13 protein-coding genes and 1 pseudogene are annotated in these 16204 nt (G+C 72.2%); 10 read left to right on the forward strand and 4 right to left on the reverse strand.

The window, feature by feature from the left end; all coding sequences use genetic code 11:
* Positions 1 to 25 precede the first annotated feature (25 nt).
* Positions 26 to 451, forward strand: a complete 426-nt coding sequence (locus tag A4R43_RS34960; protein WP_113695988.1) for a GNAT family N-acetyltransferase — start codon at positions 26 to 28, stop codon at positions 449 to 451.
* Between the two features lies 1 nt (position 452).
* Here the strand turns inward: A4R43_RS34960 and A4R43_RS34965 are convergent, their stop codons facing one another.
* Positions 453 to 1412: a YbhB/YbcL family Raf kinase inhibitor-like protein gene (locus A4R43_RS34965; protein WP_113695989.1), complete on the reverse strand. Its 960-nt coding sequence runs from the start codon at positions 1410 to 1412 to the stop codon at positions 453 to 455.
* A 63-nt stretch (positions 1413 to 1475) separates the two neighbouring features.
* Here A4R43_RS34965 and A4R43_RS34970 point away from each other — a divergent pair, with 63 nt between their 5' ends.
* On the forward strand, positions 1476 to 2117 hold the full coding sequence (locus A4R43_RS34970) for a GntR family transcriptional regulator (protein ID WP_162788886.1): 642 nt from the start codon (positions 1476 to 1478) through the stop codon (positions 2115 to 2117).
* On the opposite strand, the gene A4R43_RS34975 is transcribed toward A4R43_RS34970, so the two are convergent.
* The gene (locus A4R43_RS34975) at positions 2110 to 2634 is read right to left on the reverse strand and encodes a DUF6228 family protein (protein ID WP_162788700.1); all 525 of its coding nucleotides are present in this window, start codon (positions 2632 to 2634) and stop codon (positions 2110 to 2112) included. The two genes, A4R43_RS34970 and A4R43_RS34975, sit on opposite strands and share 8 nt — an antisense overlap.
* 194 nt (positions 2635 to 2828) lie before the next feature.
* Here A4R43_RS34975 and A4R43_RS34980 point away from each other — a divergent pair.
* The 5 genes and pseudogenes from A4R43_RS34980 to A4R43_RS34995 all read left to right on the forward strand — a co-directional run.
* Positions 2829 to 3545 (forward strand): annotated as a pseudogene (locus tag A4R43_RS34980) (hypothetical protein); the annotation flags it as partial.
* Between the two features lie 861 nt (positions 3546 to 4406).
* Positions 4407 to 5957, forward strand: coding sequence for a DNA polymerase Y family protein (locus A4R43_RS34985; protein ID WP_113695992.1), 1551 nt, complete (start codon positions 4407 to 4409; stop codon positions 5955 to 5957).
* Entirely contained in the window at positions 5957 to 6100 is a 144-nt protein-coding gene (locus tag A4R43_RS43030; protein ID WP_162788701.1) for a hypothetical protein, read from the forward strand. Before A4R43_RS34985 ends, A4R43_RS43030 begins: the two co-directional genes overlap by 1 nt.
* Entirely contained in the window at positions 6100 to 9426 is a 3327-nt protein-coding gene (locus A4R43_RS34990) for an error-prone DNA polymerase (protein ID WP_113695993.1), read from the forward strand. Before A4R43_RS43030 ends, A4R43_RS34990 begins: the two co-directional genes overlap by 1 nt.
* 47 nt (positions 9427 to 9473) lie before the next feature.
* Complete coding sequence (locus tag A4R43_RS34995; protein WP_113698087.1) at positions 9474 to 10070, forward strand: pentapeptide repeat-containing protein; 597 nt, start codon at positions 9474 to 9476, stop codon at positions 10068 to 10070.
* Between the two features lie 50 nt (positions 10071 to 10120).
* Here the strand turns inward: A4R43_RS34995 and A4R43_RS35000 are convergent, their stop codons facing one another.
* Positions 10121 to 12556: a TNT domain-containing protein gene (locus A4R43_RS35000; RefSeq protein ID WP_113695994.1), complete on the reverse strand. Its 2436-nt coding sequence runs from the start codon at positions 12554 to 12556 to the stop codon at positions 10121 to 10123.
* Positions 12557 to 12758: 202 nt separating this feature from the next.
* On the opposite strand from A4R43_RS35000, the gene A4R43_RS35005 reads away from it, so the two are divergent.
* The 3 genes from A4R43_RS35005 (at position 12759) to A4R43_RS35015 (ending at position 14859) form a co-directional block, all read left to right on the forward strand.
* Positions 12759 to 13691: a DMT family transporter gene (locus A4R43_RS35005; RefSeq protein WP_335645127.1), complete on the forward strand. Its 933-nt coding sequence runs from the start codon at positions 12759 to 12761 to the stop codon at positions 13689 to 13691.
* Between the two features lie 5 nt (positions 13692 to 13696).
* On the forward strand, positions 13697 to 14548 hold the full coding sequence (locus tag A4R43_RS35010; RefSeq protein WP_113695996.1) for a bifunctional methylenetetrahydrofolate dehydrogenase/methenyltetrahydrofolate cyclohydrolase: 852 nt from the start codon (positions 13697 to 13699) through the stop codon (positions 14546 to 14548).
* A 77-nt stretch (positions 14549 to 14625) separates the two neighbouring features.
* Positions 14626 to 14859, forward strand: coding sequence for a DUF3017 domain-containing protein (locus A4R43_RS35015; protein ID WP_113698088.1), 234 nt, complete (start codon positions 14626 to 14628; stop codon positions 14857 to 14859).
* A gap of 85 nt (positions 14860 to 14944) precedes the next feature.
* Here A4R43_RS35015 and A4R43_RS35020 read toward each other — a convergent pair whose 3' ends face one another.
* Complete coding sequence (locus tag A4R43_RS35020; RefSeq protein ID WP_113695997.1) at positions 14945 to 16117, reverse strand: MFS transporter; 1173 nt, start codon at positions 16115 to 16117, stop codon at positions 14945 to 14947.
* Between the last annotated feature and the right edge of the window lie 87 nt (positions 16118 to 16204).

Consider the following 16204-nt stretch of genomic DNA (forward strand, 5'->3'; position numbering starts at 1 on the left):
GGCGTTTTCGTGCTTTCCTGCCGTCATGCCGATCATCGCGCTGCGCCAGGCGACGCCCGCTGACGACGAGTTCTGCTTCCAGCTGCACAAGGCCTCCCTCGGCGAGTACGTGGCCGAACTGTGGGGCTGGGAGGACGACGTCCAGCGCGAGCACCACCACCGCGTGTTCGTGCCGGAGCGCTGGCAGATCGTCACGGTGGACGGTGCCGACGCGGGCATCCTGGTCGTCGAGGACCACCCGGAGGGGCTGTACCTGGGCCGCATCGAGCTGCACCCCGATTACCAGGGGCGCGGTATCGGGGGCGTGCTCATCCAGCGGCTGATCGATTCCGGGCAGCCGGTCCACCTCGAGGTGCTGTCGGTGAACCGGCGGGCCCAGGAGTTCTATCGGCGCCACGGTTTCCGGGAAACCGGGCGGCGCGCGCACAAGATCCTGATGCGCCGCGGATAGCTCAGGCGGCGCGGCGGCGGACGGTGCGTTCGAGGATGCCGAGCGTGGCTTTGAGCGCGGATTCGGGGACCACCGGAAAGCTGACCCGCTGCCGCCACTGCTCGCTGACCGCCGACCAGTCGTAGTACGACGTGACCAGCGTGCCGCCGTCCGCCGGGGCCAGCCGGTAGCCGTAGACGTGCCGCACGTACGGCCGGAACTGCCCCTCGATGGTCCAGGCGATCTCCTCGCCCGGCGTGAGCTTGGTGATGACCACCTCGACGTCGTACTTGCCGAGCGGGACGTCGCCGAGCGCTTCGCGGTCCATGTGGACCAGGAACCGGTCGCCAGGGCGTTCGACCGGCGCTCCCTCGGCGTCGAGCAGCATGCCTGACGCGTCGATGTCCACGTGGCCTTGGGGATCGGTCAGCACGGCGAAGATCGCGTCGGCCGGCGCGGGGATGAGCCGGGTGACCTCGATCCGTTCGGGGCCGGGGGTTTCCGCGGTGGCGACCAGGGTGGCGCGGCCGAGGGTGTGCGCGGACATGCTGAAGCTCAGCATCGCCGGGGTGCTGTCGGCGGGCACCCCGATGTCCTCGACGTCGAGCGCGTGGACGGTGATGAAGTAGCGGTGCGGTCCGTGCCCGGCGGGCGGCGCGGCGCCCGCGAACCCGGCGACGCGGGCGTCGTTGGGCAGCTGGAACGCGGGCTCGGGAAGTTCCTCGACGCCCTCGGGCAGCGAGGTGACCGTCGCGGGGAGGTTGACGACGGCCCAGTGCCAGAAGCCGGACATCGTCGGCGCGTCGGGGTCGTACACGGTGACGGCGTAGCTCTTGGTGCCCGGCGGCGCGTCGCTCCAGGACAGTTGCGGGCTGATGTCCTTGCCCGCGCGCTGGGCGTCGGGCAGCGGCTGACCGTCTTCCACGCTGGTGCTGGTGAGGGTGAAGCTGGGGACTTCGGGGAGGCGTTCGAAGGGATCCATGGGATCGACAGTAGCACAGATAATCGATTATCTGTCGGATCGTCTATGCTGCCCGACATGACGATGCTCTCCGAGCGCGCCTACGCCCACCTGCGTGCCGCGATCCTGCGTGGGGATCACGCCCCCGGTGACGCGCTCAAGCCGCAGGACCTCGCCAAGGAACTGGGCGTGAGCCTGGCCGTGGTGCGCGAGGCGCTGGTGCGCCTGGTCGGCGAGGGCTTCGCCGACCGGTTGCCGAATCGCGGCTTTGCCGTCCCGGCCTTTTCGGATCGGCGCTGGCAGGAGATCGCGGAGGCGCGCCGGGCCGTGGAACCGGTTGTGCTGCGAATGTCCGTCGAGCGTGGTGACGTCGACTGGGAGGCGCGGGTCCGGGCCGCGCACCACCGGCTGGCGCGCACGCCGCCGTATCCGCCGGGTGGGGGTGAGCACTACAGCGAGGCGTGGTCCGAGGCGCATCGGGTGTTTCACCGGACATTGCTGGAGGGGTGCGGCAATCCGGTGCTGCTGGAGACGTTCGACCGGATGTGGACCGCGAGCGAGCTGGCGCGTCGATGGTCGGCGCGGCGCACTCCCGGCCGGGACGGTGTCGCCGAGCATCGCAGGCTGGAGGAGGCCGCGCTGGCGCGTGACGCCGATGCCGCCGCGGAGGTGCTGGCCGAACACCTCACGCTGACGGCCGCGGGCTTGTCGGATGGGCTCAGCTGAACGCGTCGTAGGTTTCGTGGTAGTCGACGGGGAAGCCGTCCGCGGTGAGGAACTGGTGGAGGCGCGCGGCCAGCTTGTCCTTCGCGGCACCGGCTTCCATCCAGGTGCTGACGGTGGCGGTCCAGTCGCCTTGGACGGAGTGCCGCCACGGTCGCAGGGTCCAGGTCAGCCGGAGGTGGCCGCCCGGCTCGTAGACGGCGCCGATCCGCAGATCGCGATCGGAGTTGACCCAGTGGCGCGTGCCTTCCCAGCCGCGGAAGTCGAGGCCGTCGAGGAACCGGGCCAGCTCCCGGCCGGTGACGAAGTTGGTGACGTCTTCCAGGCGGGCGTCGAGTCCGGGGGCGCTCGCCCGCACGATGAAGAGCAGCTGGGGCGAGGTGCCCGACGTGGCGTGCCGTTCCGCGAACCGCACCGACGCCGCCGGGTGGCGCTCGCAGCGGATCACCACTTCTTCGTCGTCCAGGCAGCTCGCCTCGCGGTCCGGGGAGAGCCAGTCATGGGCGCAATTCGCAGGCATGCCAACGAAGTTACCCGCGCCATCACCCACCAGGGTGGCCCGCGGTTGACATGATCCCCGGCTCCTGTTTGACTGGAGCTATCGAACAAACGTTCGAGAGGTGACCGCCTTCCCCGCGGTGACGATGGCATGGCGCTCGTGTTGCCAAGAGCACGGGTGTGGTTCGCGACGTCGTTGGGTGGAGGAGGTGACCGGTGCCGGTTGGTGCGACCGTCTCGCCGTCACCAGCTCCGCCCGCTCCGCTGGCGCGGCTGGCGGCGTTGCCGGGGGTCAGCACGGCGAGTGGGGTGGCGGCGGCCGCCCGGCAGGCTCAGGTGACGGGAAAGGTGCTGCCCGTCCTGCCCGAGCTGGCCGGACTGCTGCCCGCCGGTGGGCTGCGACGTGGTGGCACGGTCGCGGTGCACGGCTCCGCCTCGCTGTTGCTGGCCCTGCTTGCCGAAGCCACCTCGCGGGGTTCCTGGGCGGCTGTGGTGGGTGTACCCGAGCTCGGCGTTGTGGCGGCGCATGAGCTCGGGGTCGCGGTGGACCGTCTCGCGCTGGTCAACCGGCCGGGAATGGAGTTCGGCGCGGTCACGGCCGCTCTGCTGGACGGGATGGACCTGGTGGCCGTGGGCGGCGCGGGCGGTGGCGCCCGCGGTGCCGGTCCATCCCGTTCCCAGCAACTGGCGCGCCGGTTGTCGGCACGGGCCCGCAGTCGGGGTGCGGTCCTGCTGTCACTGGGACCTTGGCCGGGGGCCGAGGTGGAACTGCACTGCGAGGCGGTGGCCTGGCAGGGATTGATGGGGTCGGGAAAGGGGTTTCTGCGCGGTGCCGAACTGAGCGTGCGGACCGGCGGCCGGGGGGCCGCCGCACGCCCGGCGCAGGCACACCTGGTCCTGCCACAAGAACAGCCCACACCGGAACGGCGCCCAGTACGCGAAGTACCCGAGCCCACCTCGCCGCACCCGATGCAGGAGCTGGCTGGGCACGCGTCGCCGCGCCCGATGCAGGAGTTGCCCGAGCACGCCCAGCCACGGTTGGTGGCCGAGTCGCCTGGGCACGCCTCGCCGCGCCCGATGCAGGAGTTGCCCGAGCACGCCCAGCCACGGTTGGTGGCCGAGTCGCCTGGGCACGCCTCGCCGCGCCCGATGCAGGAGCTGCCCGAGCACGCCCAACCACGGCCGGTGGCCGAGTTGTCTGGGCACGCCCAGCCACGCCCGATGCAGGAGGCGCCTGGGCACGCCTCGCCGCAGCCGGTGGCCGAGCATGCCGGGTCTGCTTCGCGGTCGGCGGGCGAGTTGCTTGTGCCTGCGGCGGGGGCGGATCGGCGTTCGGTGCCTGAGCACGACGCGCCCGGCCCGCGGCCGGTGTCCGAGGTGGCTGAGCCTGCCGGGGCTGGCCCGCGGTCGGTGCCCGAGGCGTCCGAGTACGTCGGGGCTGGTCCGCGGTCGGCGGGTGAGTTGCTCGCGCCTGCGGCGGCGGAGCAGCGTTCGGTGCCTGAGCGCGCTCGGCCGGTGCCGGAGGTGGCTGAGTACGCCGTGTCTGGTCAGTGGTCGGTGCGCGAGGTGGCTGAGCATGCCGCGCCCGGGCCGTGGTCGGCGCGGGAGTTGTTGGCGCATGCCGCGCCGGACGAGTGGCCGGACTACGAGCAGGCCGCGCTCCGGGAGGTGGCCGGTGCGTGAGCTGCTGCAACACGCCGTCTCCCGGCGGCAGCCGAGGCCAGCCGCCTGGACACAAAAGTCACATTCGGGGCGGAATCCGCCCCCAAAGCCACATTCGTGTCCGGGGCCCCTATGAGTAGCGGCGCACCGCGGACGTTGGTGCTCTGGTGCCCCGACTGGCCCGTGGTGGCGGCCTGCGCGGCGGAATCAGTACCCCCGGACCGGCCCGCGGCCGTCTTCTCCGGCAACCGCGTGGTCGCCTGCTCCGCCCTGGCCCGCGCGGACGGCGTGCGCCGCGGCATGCGGCGGCGTGATGCGCAGTCGCGGTGTCCGGAGCTGGTGGTGTTCGGCGTGGAACCGGAGCGCGACGCCCGGTTCTTCGAGGAGGTCGCCGTCGCGGTCGAGGAGTTGGTGGTCGGGGTCGAGGTGGTGCGGCCGGGCATCGTGGCCATGCCGGTCACCGGCGCGGCGGGCTACTTCGGCGGCGAGGCGCGGCTGGCCGAACTCCTCGTGGACCAGGTGGCCGCCCGCGCGGGCGTGGAGTGCCAGGTGGGCATCGCGGACGGGCTGTTCGCGGCCACCCTCGCCGCGCACCGGGCGGCGCTGGTGGAGCCCGGCGCCACCGCGGCCTTCCTGGCCCCGCTGGACATCCGGGTTCTCGACCAGCCGGGCGCGGACCGCGCCGACCTGGTCGACCTGCTGCGCCGCCTCGGCCTGCGCACGCTGGGCGCCTTCGCGGCCCTGACCACCCGCGAGGTGCTCAGCCGCTTCGGGGCGGACGGGGAGATCGCGCACCGGCTCGCCGCCGGGCGGTCCGAGCGGCCGCCGGTCCGGCGCCGCCCGCCGCCGGAACTGACCGTGACCAAGGAGTTCGACCCGCCACTGGACCGGGTGGACGTGGCGGCGTTCATGGCCAAGACCATGGCCGCCGGGTTCCAGGCCGGGCTGACCGCCTGGGGGCTGGCCTGCACCCGGCTGGGCGTGCACGCCCGTACCGGGAACGGCCAGGAGATGTCGCGGATCTGGCGGTGCGCCGAACCGCTCGACGAGCAAGGCGTCGCCGACCGGGTGCGCTGGCAGTTCGAGGGCTGGCTGAAGGGCACCCCCGAATCCCGTCCGACGGCGGGCGTGGTCCAGCTGCGGCTGGTGCCGGAGGAAACCGTCGAGGGCCGGTCGCTGCAGCTCGGCCTGGTCGGCACCGAGCAGCAGCTCGCCGACGAACGGGCCGCGCAGGCGATGGTGCACGTCCAGGGCCTGCTCGGGCCGGAAGCCGTGGTCACCCCCGTGCTCGACGGCGGCCGCGGCCCGGCCGAGCGGGTGCGGCTGGTGCCGTGGGGTGAGCGCCGGGTGCCCGCGCGCCTGCCCGAAGCACGCTGGGACGGGCGGCTGCCGATGCCCGCGACGGTGTTCCCCGAGCCGCCGCCGGCGCGGGTGTTCGACCCGAGCGGGACCGAACTGCGGATCACCGAGCGTTACCAGCTCAGCGGGCCACCGGCCGCGGTGGTGGTGAACGGCGGGCCCGCGCACACCGTGCGCGACTGGGCGGGGCCGTGGCGGGCCAGGCACGGCCGGTCGGACCGGATGCGGCTGCAGGTGGTGCTCGACGGGAAACCTGCCAGGGCGCTGCTGCTGGCCCGCGCGCTCGACCATCCGATGTGGACAGTGGAAGGGGAGTACGGCTAGTGAGCGATCAGGAGTACCTGCGGCGCGTGCGTGAATGGCTGCGGGCGGAGCTGGGCGGGGCGCCGGCCGAGGTGGACGGCATCGAGCTGGACCTGTCCGCGTTGATCCCGCACCAGCGCACCGGCGAGCACCAGTACGGCTGATGAGCTGGAACAACCCCCCGGTCCGGTGGCAGGACCTGGAACGCGAGCTGTCCGGGCAGCCGATCCCGCCCGAGTCCGAACGGGACGGCAACGACAGCCCGGCCTGGACGCGGCGGCGTGACGGCTACACCCGGCCGCCGGATCTGCGGTCCCTGCGTGGTGACGACCAGACCGGTGCCGGGTTCCGCGTGCCGTACGCCGAGCTGCACTGCCATTCGAACTTCAGCTTCCTCGACGGCGCCAGCCATCCGGAGGAACTGGTGGAGGAGGCGGTGCGGCTGGGCCTGGACGCGCTCGCGCTCACCGATCGCGACGGCATGTACGGCGTGGTGCGCTTCGCCGAAGCCGCCGGGGATCTGGGGCTGCGCACGGTGTTCGGCACCGAGCTGAGCCTCGGGCTGAGCGGGCCGCAGAACGGCGTGCCCGATCCCGAGGGTGAGCACCTGCTGCTGCTCGCCTACCAGCAGGAGGGGTACGGCCGCCTGTGCCGGGCGATCACGCGCGGCCAGCTCGAAGGACCTCAGTCGGAGAAGGGCCGGCCGGTCTACGACCTCGAATCGATCGCGGCCGACACGGCCGGGAAGTGCGTGGTGCTCACCGGCGGCCGCCGCGGCGGGGTGCGGCGCGCACTGGCCGACGGCGGGTTCGACGCGGCCAAGGCCCGGCTCGACCAGCTGGTCGCGCTGTTCGGCCGTGAACACGTGGTGGCGGAGCTGATTTCCCACGGCGAGCCGATGGACGACCACAACAACGACGCCGTCCGCGACCTGGCGGACCACTTCGGACTGCCGACGGTCGCCACCGGCGGGGTGCACTACGCGACCCCGCGGCGCGGGCGGCGCCTGGCCGCCGGGCTCGCCGCGATCCGCGCCCACCGCAGCATCGAGGAGATGGAGGGCTGGCTGCCCGCCGCGGACAACGCGTTCCTGCGCTCGGGCGCGGAAATGGCGGAGATCTTCTCCCGCTACCCGGGCGCGGTGCAGCGCGCGGCGTTGCTGGGCACCGAATGCGCCTTCGACCTCAGCCTGGTGGCACCATCGCTGCCGCCGTTCGACGTGCCCGACGGGTACACCGAGGCCGACTACCTGCGCGAGAAGGTGATGGAGGGCGCGGCGTACTGGTACGAGGGCAACGACGCCGCGTACCGGCAGCTCGAGCACGAGCTGCGGATCATCGAAGAACTCGGCTTCCCCGGTTACTTCCTGATCGTCTGGGAGATCGTGGACTTCTGCCGGAGGAACAACATCTACTGCCAGGGCCGCGGTTCGGCGGCGAACTCCGCGGTCTGCTTCGCGCTGGGCATCACCAACGTCGACTCGGTGAAGTGGAAGCTGCTGTTCGAGCGCTTCCTCGCCCCGGACCGCGACGGTTATCCCGACATCGACCTGGACATCGAATCCGGCAGGCGGGAGGAGGTGATCCAGCACGTCTACGAGAAGTACGGCAGGCTGCACACCGCCCAGGTGGCGAACGTGATCACCTACCGTTCGCGCTCGGCCGTGCGTGACGCCGCCCGCGCGCTCGGGTATTCGCCGGGCCAGCAGGACGCGTGGAGCAAGCAGCTCGACCGCTGGGGCCCGCTCAAGTCCACAAAGGACGATCACGACCACGACATCCCGGACGAGGTGCTGGAGCTGGCCGACGACCTGGAGGGCTTCCCGCGGCACCTGGGCATCCACTCCGGCGGCATGGTGATCTGCGACCGCCCGGTGAGCGAGGTGTGCCCGATCGAATGGGCGCGCATGGCCAAGCGCAGCGTGCTGCAGTGGGAGAAGGACGACTGCGCCACGGTCGGGCTGGTCAAGTTCGACCTGCTCGGCCTCGGCATGCTCTCCGCGCTGCACCACATGGTCGACCTGGTCGCCGAGCACGAAGGCGTCACCGTCGAACTGGGCTCGCTGGACCTGGAGGACGAGAACGTCTACGAAATGCTCCAGCGCGCCGACGCGATCGGGGTGTTCCAGGTGGAGAGCCGCGCGCAGCTGGCCACGTTGCCGCGCCTGGCCCCGCGCAAGTTCTACGACCTGGCGGTCGAGGTCGCGCTGATCCGGCCCGGCCCCATCCAGGGCGGCTCGGTGCACCCGTTCATCCGCCGCTACACCGGCAAGGAGGACTGGGACTTCGACCACCCGCTGCTGGCGAACGCGCTGGGCAAAACCTACGGGGTGCCGCTGTTCCAGGAGCAGATGATGCAGATCGCGCTGGACGTGGCCGGGTTCACCGCCGCCGAGGCCGACCAGCTGCGGCACGCGATGGGGTCGAAGCGCTCGCACAAGCGGATGGAACAGCTGCGGCAGCGGTTCTACGACGGTGCCGAGGCCAAGGGCGTCGAGCGCGAGCTGGCCGCGCGCATCTTCGCCAAGCTGCAGGCGTTCGCGAACTTCGGCTTCCCGGAAAGCCACGCGCTGAGCTTCGCCTACCTGGTCTTCGCCAGCGCGTACTTCAAGCGGTACCACCCGGCGGCGTTCTGCGCGGCGTTGCTGCGTGCGCAGCCGATGGGGTTCTACTCCCCGCAGTCGCTGGTCGCCGACGCGCGGCGGCACGGGGTGGTGGTGCGCGGTCCCGACGTGAACGCCAGCGACTGGCAGGCCGGGCTGGAGCCGGTCGGCGGTGGTGAGCCGGGCAACGCCGTGCGTACCGGGCTGGCGGTGGTCCGGAACATCGGCGAGGAGCTGGCGAAGGAACTGGTCGCCGAACGCGAGCGCGGTGGGCCGTACGCGGACATGACCGACGTCGCCCGCCGGGTCAGGCTGACCACCCCGCAGGTGGAGGCGCTGGCCACGGCCGGTGCGTTCGGCTGCTTCGAGGCGGATCGGCGCAAGGCTCTCTGGGCCGCGGGCGCGGTGGCCGGCGAACGCCCGGAGAAGCTGCCGGGCAGCGCGGTGGGCGTGGCCGCTCCCGCGCTGCCCGGTATGGACGACGTGGAGCTGGCGGTCGCGGACGTGTGGGCCACCGGGATGTCACCGGACAGCTTCCCGACGCAGTTCGTCCGCGAACAGCTCGACGCGCTCGGTGCGCTTTCCGCCGAGGCGCTGTACGGCGTCGAGCACGGCACGCGGGTGCTCGCCGGTGGTGCGGTCACCCACCGCCAGCGCCCGGCCACCGCCGGCGGCATCACCTTCATCAATCTGGAGGACGAAACGGGCATGATCAACGTGGTCTGCTCGGCCGGGCTGTGGCGCCGGTACCACCGGGTGGCCCGCGACAGCCCGGCGTTGCTGGTGCGCGGGGTGGTCGAGCGCGCGGACGGGGTGGTCAACCTGATCGCCGATCGCCTGCAGCGGCTGCAGTTGCGCATTCCCGCGAAGTCCAGGGATTTCCGGTGAGGTCGGCCGCGGGCCGCGCCGGCGGCGCGGTCTGCGAAGCTGGGCCGGTGGATGCGGAAACGGAAACCGGTGAGGACTATCGAGACGCCGTGCTGCCCGGCGCGAAGTGGGAGCGCCGCCGCTTCGTCGGCTGCGACTTCACCGAGGCCGATCTCCGCGGCCTGGTGACGCAGGGCTGCACCTTCGACGAATGCGATTTCACCAAGGCGGACCTCGGGGAATCCCGGCACACCGCGTCGGCGTTCCGCTCGTGCGTGTTCGACCGCACGGTGCTCGCGGACACCGCCTGGGAGAGCTGCTCGCTGCTCGGCTCGTCGTTCACCCAGTGCCGGATGCGGCCGATTTCCTTGCGGGAGTGCGATTTCACCCTCGCGTCGCTCGGTGGCGCGCGGCTTTCGAAGACCACGCTCGCCGGATTGCGCTTCCGTGAAGCCAACTTCGTCGACGCCGACCTCACCGGAGTCGACCTGTCCGGTGCGGACCTGTCCGGCGCCCGGCTGTCCGGCGCGAAGCTGGAGGGCGCCGATCTGCGTGGCGCCAAGCTCGAAGCCCGCGAACTCCGGCAGGCGAACCTCGCCGGGGCGCGGGTGGACATGGAGACCGCGCTCGCCTTCGCCGCCGCGCACGGCCTGCTGGTGAGCTGAGCCCTCAAAAAAAGGGGCGCTCCCGTTGCGGGAACGCCCCTTTTTCCGGCTCAGTCGACCGGTGGTTCGCCAGGCTCCAGCTCGATCAGGTCACCCTCGTTGAGCAGCTCCTCGATCGACGCGGGCAGCAGGTACGCCGCCCCGCCGCCGGGCTGGTTGAACCATGGGATGGCGATGCCGGCGAGCGCTTCGAGCGGCCGCTGCACCCGGTAAACGTGGTACGGCCGGTTCACCCATTCAGGGACCAGTGAGCGCTCCTCGAACGGCGTACCCGCCACGTAGGTCAGGTTGCCGTTCGGGCCGCCGAACCGGTCCAGCTCGCTGCCCGCGGGCAGCTCGCGCAGCTCCTTGCCGCGGAACAGGGTCAGCGGCGGCTCACCGGCGAGCGGCTTGATCGGCCACTGCTGACCACCCGCACCACCACCGCTGCCCCCGGCGGCGGCGTCCTCCCGGCGCGGTGCCGGGCGCTGTGCCGCTGGTGGCGCGGCGGGCGGGGCACCTCGCGGCGGTTCGACCGGCGGGATCGGCACCTGCTGGGTGGGCGCGGGCTCCGGCGGCCGGGCGGGCGGCTCGGGCCGCGACGGCGGCGCCGACTCCGGGCTCAGCGTGGAGTTCAGGCCGGGGCCCTGGTCACCGTCGAGCAGCGCGCCGACCGGGGTCGGCGACTGCCGCGGCGGTGCCTGCTGGGGCTGCTGCTGCCGGACCGGCGGCTCCTCGCGCACCGGGCTGACCACCTGCGTCGGCGGAGCCGCTGGCGGCTGGGGCGGCGCGGGCGGCGGGGCCTGCGGCGCCGGGGCCTGCGGTGCGGGCGGCTGCATCGGCTGAGGCTGAGAATGCGACTGGGACTGCGGCGGCGCGGGCTGCGTGGTCGGTGCGGCCTGCGCCTGCGGACGGCCGTTGAGCAGCAGCTTGCCGAGCATGAACGCGGCCGCGTCGTCGGCGTCGCCGAAAACCGCCGGATTGGTCAGCTCGCCCTCGTACCAGCCGACGCGCCAGCCGGCGTCGATCCGCTCCAGCGCCCAGCCGTGCTCGGCGGGCTCGCCGATCCGGTACTCCTCCTCCGGGATCCGCAGCTCGTCCAGCTTGTCCTGGAGGTCGTTCAGCACCGGGTCACCGTGTTCGACCGGCTCCGGCTCGTCCTCGACCGGCGGCGGGCCGCCCGGCGCGATCGGGTTCATCGCCAGCTGGGTCGGCGCGGCGGCGGGCGCCGGGTCCGGCTTCGGCGCCGGGGTGAACCGCGTCGCCTGGTCCGGCCCGGCGGGCACGAACTCGTCCTCGTCGTCGATGTCGACGCCCTCGTGCGCTTCGTGCGCGCCGTGCGCGGGCGCCGGTTCCGGCTCGGTGAAGCCCTGCTCGTCGAAGCCGGGCTGGTAGCCGTCCTGCGGGTCCGGGTAGGCGTGCGGCTCGGTCGCGAACTGGTCCTGGTGCTGCGGGGGCTTGTCGTCGTACTCGGCTTCGTACTGGTCGTCGTAGGCGCCCTCGCCGTACGACTGCTGTGGCTCGTCGAACTGCTCGAACGGCGGTTCCGGCTCCTGGGCCTGCGCGGGCGGGGCCGGGGGAGCGACCGGCGCGGGCGGCGCGACCGGCGGCGGGCTCGACGGCGCGCCGGGGCGCTGCGGCGGCCCGCTGCGCTGCACGTATCCCGCGGCCGCCTGCCGGGTCGCCTCCGGCACCTCGGGCACGGTGAAGTTGTTCTGGTGGATGTGGTCGATCAGGTCCTGCTCCGGCGAGACGCCGTAGGTGCGCAGGTAGTAGTTGACCGCGGCCGGCCAGATCCAGGTGCCGTCGCTGTGGAAGGCGATCGGCACGGCGGCCTCGGGCACCTCGGCCAGCCGGTCGGTGTCGTAACCGCGGCCGGGCATCACCACCGGCGCGGCGTCGAGGTAGTCGAGCAGCCTGTCCTGCTCCTCGTGCTCCAGGTCGGGACGGGTGATCACCGGGTGGCCCGCCGGGTCGGTGCCGTCGAAGACCCTCGCGATGCGGAAGCGCGGGCCGGGTCGCTCCGGGCCGAGGCCGGACATCCGGCGCATCAGCCATTCGGGGATGTTCTCCTCGGCGCGCGGGAACATGCGCAGCTCGTCCGCGTAGGCCTGCGGCGGCGGCATCAGGTCCCAGGTCGGCTCGTCGCGGTCGTACTCGAGGTTGTAGCTGGACGGGTGGTCGAGCTGGTAGCGGGCGTTGAACCAGGTGCCCCGGCCGTCGCGGTACATGCCCGCGCGCAGCCTGCCGAACAGGGTGGCGATGTCGTGCGTGGCCACCCACTCGCGGGAATCACCGTCGGCGGTGACGATCTCCCCGGTCAGCTCGTGGTACCGGCCCACGGCGCGATACTCGGCGGTGACACGCTGCCAGTCGCGCGGGGCGGCACGCAGGAGCGCCAGCCCGATCTGCTTGACCAGGGTGTCCTGCTCGGTTGCGTTCAGCTGGGTCGTCGGTTGAGCCACCCCGACATTTTGACTGGTCCGCTCCGGCAATGCACGGCACATGTGACTAAAGGGCCTGACCGCCAGCTCACGCCCGCTTTCTGCCTCGCCCGACCGGGGGTGCCCGAGACGAGGATCACCGGCTGTGGGTGAGGCTGGGGCGGCAAACTGGGGTGTGATGAGTACCGTGCGTGAGACTCGCAAGCCGTCCGAGGCAGTCGAACCGACCGGTAACCCACCGTCGGTGGCGGCGAAGGTACTCGGCGTGAGCCTCGCCGTTTTCTCCGGTGTGACGATGGCGGTGCAGGGCCGGATCAACGGCCAGCTCGGCCTCGAACTCGGCGACCCGATGCTCGCCGCGGTGTTCTCCTTCGGCGGCGGCATCGTGCTGCTGCTGCTCGCCCTGCCGTTCGCCCCTCGCATGCGGAAGGGCGTCGGCCGCCTGCGTGACGCCGTGCGCGTCGGTGAGCTGCGGCCGTGGCACTGCCTCGGCGGCCTGGCGGGCGCGATGTTCGTGGCCGGGCAGGCGCTGGTGGTGGTGGCGATCGGCGTGGCGATGTTCACCGTCGGGGTGGTCGCCGGGCAGACGGTGAGCAGCCTCGCGGTGGACCGCGCCGGGCTCGGCCCGTCCGGACCGCGCCCGCTGACCACACCGCGGGTGATCGGGGCGGTGCTCACGCTGGTCGCGGTGCTCGGCTCGGTGTCCGGCGGGCTCGGCGAGGCCGACGGCGGTGAGCTGTGGCTGATGGTGCTGCCGCTGGTAGCGGGGTGCTGCGTGGCGGTGCAGCAGGCGGTCAACGGCCGGGTCGGCGCGGCGTCGGGCAGCGCGCTGACCGCGACGCTGGCCAACTTCAGCGTCGGGTTCGTGGCGCTGCTGGTGGCCTGGCTCGTTTCGCTGGTGGTGCGCGGTGGTCCGGTCGGCTTCCCGTCGAATCCGCTGCTCTACGCGGGCGGCATCGTCGGCATTCTGTTCATCTCGATCGCCTCGCTGGTGGTCAGGTGGACCGGGGTGCTGCTGCTCGGCCTGGCCGCGATCGCCGGTCAGCTGATCGGTGCCCTGCTGCTCGACCTGCTGGCGCCCGCGCACGGCGAGCATCTGGCGCCCGAGACGATCGCCGGGGTGGCGGTCGCGCTGTTCGCGATCGGCATCGCCGCGCTGGGCGGCGGGCGGCGCCGGGCTCGCCGTTTGCCACAATGAAGCCCGTGACGGCGACGGTTCTGGACGGCAAGGCGACCAAGGACGCGATCTTCGACGAGCTCAAGCCGCGGGTCGCGGCGCTCGCCGAGCGCGGCATCACCCCCGGGCTGGCCACCGTGCTGGTCGGCGACGACCCCGGCTCGCACTGGTATGTCAAGGCGAAGCACGCCGACAGCGCCAAGGTCGGGGTGAACTCCATCCGGCGCGACCTGCCCGCCGACATCACCCAGGCCAAGCTCGAAGCGGTCATCGACGAGCTGAACGCCGACCCGGCGTGCACCGGCTACATCGTGCAGATGCCGCTGCCGAAGCACCTGGACACCGGCGCCATCCTGGAGCGGATCAACCCGGACAAGGACGCCGACGGGCTCGCCCCGGTCAGCCTCGGCAGGCTCGTGCTCGGGGAGACCGCGCCGCTGCCGTGCACGCCGCTGGGCATCGTGGAACTGCTGCGCCGTTACGAGGTGCCGATCAATGGCGCGCGGGTGACCGTGATCGGCCGCGGCATCACCGTCGGCAGGCCGCTGGGCCTGCTGCTCACCCGGCGCAGCGAGAACGCCACCGTGACGCTGTGCCACACCGGGACCCGCGACCTGGCCGCCGAGGTCAAGCGCGCGGACATCGTGGTGGCCGCGGCGGGCGTGCCGGGCATCATCACGCCGGAGATGGTCAAGCCGGGGGCGGCCGTGCTCGACGTCGGGGTGTCCAGGGTGGACGGCAAGATCGCCGGTGACCTGGCGGCCGGGGTCGAAGAGGTGGCCGGGTTCATCTCGCCGAACCCCGGCGGCGTCGGCCCGATGACCAGGGCGATGTTGATCAGCAACGTGGTGGAAGCCGCCGAACGGGCCGCGCGGTGACCACGGTGACCGCACCGGCACCACCGCCGCGCAAGGACCGCAGGCCGTGGCTGGTGCACGTGCCGTTCGTCGTGGTGATGGCGCTGGTCGCGCTGGGCGGGCTGCGGATCGGGATGTACCACTGGCGGCAGGGCGCGACCCTGATCGGCGGTGCGCTGCTGACCGCCGCCGTGCTGCGGGGCGTGCTCTCGGACGCGCGCGCCGGCCTGCTGGCCATCCGCGGACGCGCGGTCGACGTGATCACCTACACCACGTTTTCCGCGCTCATTCTCTTTGTCGCGCTGACCATCACGCGCGGCCCGGGCGTCTGAAACTTTCGATACCCGTTTCCATTCCGAGGAAAGAGAGCGCCCCCCGAGCAACGAAGCTCAGGGGGCGCCACCAATCAGCTCGGCCTCAAGCCGCCACAGGCACCGGTGCGGGCTGTTCCCGCCGGTCCAGCAAGCCCGAAACCACGGCGATGCTCAGCCCCAGCACGGCCAGCGAAGCCCCCACCCAGTTCGGCGCGACCAGGCCGAGGCCGCCCGCGATGACCAGGCCGCCCAGGTAGGCGCCGATCGAGTTGGCGATGTTGAACGCCGACTGCACCGCCGCCGACACCAGCGAAGGCGTGCCGCCGGCCTTCTCCATGATCCGCGCCTGCAGCATCGGCCCGATCATGAAACCGGCCAGCCCGATCCCGAACACGGTGATCGCGGCCCCGACCTTGCCCTGCGCGGTGACCGTGAACACGGCCAGCACCGCCGCCAGCGCGGTCAGCGCCACGTACAGGCTCGGCATCAGCGCCCGGTCGGCCAGCCTGCCGCCGAGCAGGTTGCCCAGCGTCATGCCCAGCCCGGCCAGCGACAGCAGCAGCGTCACGTCACCGGGCGCGTACCCGGCCACGTCGGTCAGCATCGGCGCGATGTAGGACAGGCAGGCGAACACCCCGCCGAGCCCGAAGGTGACGATCGCCAGCGCGAACCACACCTGCGGCCGCCGGAACGCGCCGAGTTCGCCGCGCAGTGAGCTTTCCGCCGGCTTGCCCTGGAACGGCACCAGCTTCTGGATGGCGGCCATCGCCACCAGCCCGATCACCGCGACCACACCGAACGTGGCGCGCCAGCCGACCTGCTGGCCGAGCAGCGTGCCCAGCGGCACGCCGATCACGTTGGCCAGCGTCAGGCCGACGAACATCATCGACACCGCCTTGGCCCGGTTCTCCTTGCCGACCAGGCTGGACGCGACCACGGCACCGGCGCCGAAGAAGGCACCGTGCGGCAGCCCGGCCAGGAAGCGGAAGATCACGCCCCACTCGTGGTTGGGCGAAAGCGCGAAGAGCAGGTTGCCGACGGTGAACATCGCCATCATGGCGAGCAGCATCGTCTTGCGGGGCAGGCGGACGGCCACGGCGGTGAGCAGCGGCGCGCCGATCACCACCCCGAGCGCGTATCCCGAGATCAGGTGGCCCGCGGTCGGGATGGAGACCCCGAAGTCGGCGGCCGTCTCGGGCAGCACGCCCATCATGACGAACTCGGTGGTGCCGATGCCGAAGGCACCGATGGCGAGCGCGAGCAGCGCGATGGGCACGGTTCTCCTCTCGGGAAGTCTGTACCGATACAGGCAAGGGACAGCAAAAAGGACAGTTCAGCGCGGACCCCGACATCGCTGATCTGT

This window comes from Amycolatopsis albispora (assembly GCF_003312875.1).
Taxonomy (GTDB): Bacteria; Actinomycetota; Actinomycetes; order Mycobacteriales; family Pseudonocardiaceae; genus Amycolatopsis; species Amycolatopsis albispora.